1 protein-coding gene is annotated in these 755 nt (G+C 61.6%); it reads right to left on the bottom strand.

The features are described from left to right. Nucleotides 1-755, bottom strand: a 755-nt coding sequence (locus QNO07_RS27480; RefSeq protein WP_283995257.1) for an ABC transporter ATP-binding protein, incomplete at both ends; no start/stop codon positions are given.

The raw sequence follows: 755 nt of genomic DNA, 5'->3' as shown, positions 1-755 counted from the left end.
CGCGGAATGGAGTCCAGCAGACCCCGCGTGTACGGATGCGCGGGACGCTTGTACAACTCGTGCACCGGAGCCGTCTCCACGATCCGACCCGCGTACATCACCGCGATCTTGTCCGCCACATCCGCGACCACACCCAGATCATGCGTGATCAGGATCAGACCCATATGGAACTCACGCTGCAACTCCGCCAGCAGATCCATCACTTGAGCCTGAACCGTCACATCCAACGCCGTCGTCGGCTCATCCGCGATGATCAGATCCGGCTCCAACGCCAACGCCATCGCAATCATGATCCGCTGACGCATACCACCCGAGAACTGATGCGGAAAATCATTCACCCGCTCCCGAGCCGCCGGAATACGCACCCGATCCATCAACTCGATCGCACGCGCCTTCGCCGCCTTCTTCGACAGCCCCTCATGAACCCGGAACATCTCACCCAGCTGATAACCCACACTCAGCACCGGATTCAACGACGACAACGCGTCCTGGAAGATCATCGCGATCTTCCGACCACGCAACTTCCGCCGCTCATCCCCCGGCATCGTCAGCATGTCCCGACCCTGGAACAGGATCTCCCCACGCGGAATACGACCCGGCGGCATGTCAAGAATGCCCATCACCGCCTGCGCGGTCACCGACTTCCCCGAACCCGACTCACCCAGCACCGCCAGGGTCTCCCCCGACCGCACCGAGTAGTCCACCCCGTTCACAGCCTTCACCACACCATCACGGGTGTGGAACTCCACATGGAG

Source organism: Streptomyces sp. 549, assembly GCF_030124175.1.
GTDB lineage: Bacteria > Actinomycetota > Actinomycetes > Streptomycetales > Streptomycetaceae > Streptomyces.
This window is presented reverse-complemented; position numbering and strand designations above follow the sequence as displayed.